The sequence below is a fragment of the Pseudomonas sp. NPDC079367 genome (assembly GCF_044542195.1).
Classification (GTDB): domain Bacteria; phylum Pseudomonadota; class Gammaproteobacteria; order Pseudomonadales; family Pseudomonadaceae; genus Aquipseudomonas.
In genome coordinates this window covers 1-2,748 of the sequence record NZ_JBITTW010000085.1, presented here as the reverse complement: position 1 = coordinate 2,748, position 2,748 = coordinate 1, and the positions used below count along the sequence as shown (strand labels likewise).

2 protein-coding genes are annotated in these 2,748 nt (G+C 63.1%); both read right to left on the bottom strand.

What is annotated here, in order from left to right:
* Nucleotides 1–609 (bottom strand): NADH-quinone oxidoreductase subunit H (locus tag ACIGDJ_RS28185; RefSeq protein WP_397504717.1); only part of this gene is annotated, 609 nt, incomplete at its 3' end.
* Nucleotides 606–2,748: molybdopterin-dependent oxidoreductase (locus ACIGDJ_RS28180; RefSeq protein WP_397504715.1), on the bottom strand; the 2,143-nt coding region annotated here is incomplete at its 5' end. The genes ACIGDJ_RS28185 and ACIGDJ_RS28180, both read right to left, overlap by 4 nt.

Below are 2,748 nucleotides of genomic sequence, written 5' to 3'. Positions count from 1 at the left end.
AGCGATCAACCCGGTACAGACGCCGAAGAACTGCGGAATGATGAACCCCAGCTTCTGCGCCAGGGATTCGACGATGTCGCGCCTGTTGAACGAACCGACCAGCACCACGATGCCCATCAGGGCCAGGCCCATGAACACTTCGTAGGAAACGGTCTGCGCCGAGGCACGCAAGCTGCCCAAAAGGGCGAACTTGTTGTTGCTCGACCAGCCGGCGAACAGCACCGCGTACACCGACAGACCGGCCATTGCGAAGAAGAACAGCAGGCCGATGTTCAGATCCGCCACGCCCCAGGTCGGGGTGATCGGGATGATCGCGAAGGCGATCAACAGGGCGGACATGGCCACCACCGGTGCCAGGGTGAAGATCACCTTGTCGGCAAACGGCGGGGTCCAGTCTTCCTTGAAGAACATCTTCAACATGTCGGCGGCGATCTGGAACATACCGAACGGGCCAACGCGGTTCGGACCGTAACGGTCCTGCCACCAGCCCAGCAGGCGACGTTCGACAAAGCTCAGCAACGCACCTGCGACCACCACGGCCAGCAGAATCACGATGGCTTTGATGACCGTCAGGATCACATCGATCACTTCAGGGGTGAACCAGGTCATTGCGCTGCCTCCTGCAGACCGTCGACGGACACGCCGGCGAATGCCGGTGGAATGCCGGCGATGCCCGCAGGCAATGCCACCAGACCGGCGCCCAGTTCTTCATTGATGCGCAGCGGCAGACGCAGGGTCTGGCCGGCCACGTTCAGGCTCAGCAGGGCACCGTCGTTGACACCCAGACGATCCGCTTCGGATTTCGCCAGTGCCACGTAAGGGGCCGGAATGCGCTCTTGCACCGGTGCGGCTTTCGAAGAGTTTTCTTCGCTGCCGAACAGGTGGAAAAACGGCACGGCTTGCCAGGTACCCGGCGCCGGGTTAAAGGCACGCGGCGCGGCGGCGAACCAGTTCAGCGAGTCGCCGGTGCTTTCGATCAGGCGGGTGCCCGGATCGCCAGCACGCAGGTGACCACCGACTTCGTCCTGGAACTTGTTCCACGCTTGTGGCGAGTTCCAGCCCGGCGACCAGGCAAACGGCACCTGCTGACGCGGTTCGGCAGAGCCCGAGTAACCTTCCATGGAGAAGGCAAACGCGGTGTCCTTGTCCTGAGGGGTACGCGGTTCGTGAACGCTGATATCGGCGCGCATCGCGGTGCGACCGGAATAACGCAGCGGCTCACGCGCCAGTTTCAGACCCTTGATGCGGAACGCAGCCGACGGTGCCGCATCAACGATGCGCGCCAGTTGTGCGGTGCTCGATGCCACGGCAGCAGTGACGTGGTCGAGTTGCGTCCAGTCGATCGGCTGGTTCAGCAGGGTCGCACGCAGAGCGTGCAGCCAGCGCCAGCCTTCGTGTACCAGAATGCTCGCGTCGAGGTACTGCGGATCGAAAACCTGGAAGAAGCGCTGGGCGCGGCCTTCCTGGCTGACCAGCGTACCGTCGCCTTCGGCGAAGCTCGCTGCTGGCAGAACCAGTTGCGCGCGTTCGGTGGTGGCGGTTTTCTGATGGTCGGCAACGATCACCACTTTCGCAGCGTTCAGTGCAGCGTCGACCTTGGCTTTGGCAGTGCGGGTGTACAGATCGTTTTCCAGCACGACGATCGCATCGGCCTTGCCATCGATGACCGCTTGCAGCGCGGCATCGACTGATTCGCCACCGAGCATGGCCAGGCCGAGGCTGTTGGCTTCCGGCACGATCAGGCTGATCGAACCGTTCTTCTCGCGCAGCTTCAGGGCTTTGGCGATGTTCGCGGCAGCTTCGATCAAGGCTTTGGAGCCCAGCGAAGTACCGGCGATGATCAGCGGACGCTTGGCGGCGAGCAAGGCATCGGCGATGCGCTGCGCCAGTTCCAGAGCTTCTGCGTCCAGACCTTCAACGGCCGGGGCGCTGGCATCCAGGGCGTGAGCAACGGCGAAACCGATGCGTGCCAGATCATCGGGAGCGGCGTGTACGCACTCTTCGGCAACGTCGTCGAGCTTGGTTTCGGCGAGGCTGGCGATGAACAGCGGGTTCAGCGCGTGCTGACCGATGTTCTTCACTGCCGCGTCGAGCCAAGGCTGGACGCGCATGGCTTCGGCCATGTCTTCAGCCTTGCCCTTGACCGATTGACGCAGGGCCAGCGCCATGCGCGCGGCGGTCTGGGTCAGGTCTTCGCCGAGGACGAAGATCGCGTCGTGGTCTTCGATGTCGCGCATGTTCGGCACTGGCAGCGGGCTGTCGTTCAGCACTTGCAGTACCAGACGGATGCGCTCCAGCTCGGAGGCTTCGATACCCGAATAGAAGTGCTCGGCACCGACCAGTTCGCGCAACGCGTAGTTGCTTTCGAGGCTGGCACGCGGCGAACCGATACCGACGATGTTACGGCCGCGCAGCAGGTCGGCGGCTTTGTCCAGCGCGTCGTCCAGGCTCAGCTTGGTGCCGTCGGCCAGCAGCGGCTGACGTGGGCGGTCGGTGCGGTTGACGTAGCCATAACCGAAACGGCCACGGTCGCAGAGGAAGTACTGGTTCACCGAACCGTTGAACCGGTTTTCGATGCGGCGCAGTTCACCGTAACGCTCGCCCGGGGAGATGTTGCAACCGCTCGAGCAGCCATGGCAGATGCTCGGGGCGAACTGCATGTCCCATTTACGGTTGTAACGCTCGGAGTGAGTCTTGTCGGTGAACACACCGGTCGGGCAGACCTCGGTGAGGTTGCCGGAGACCTCG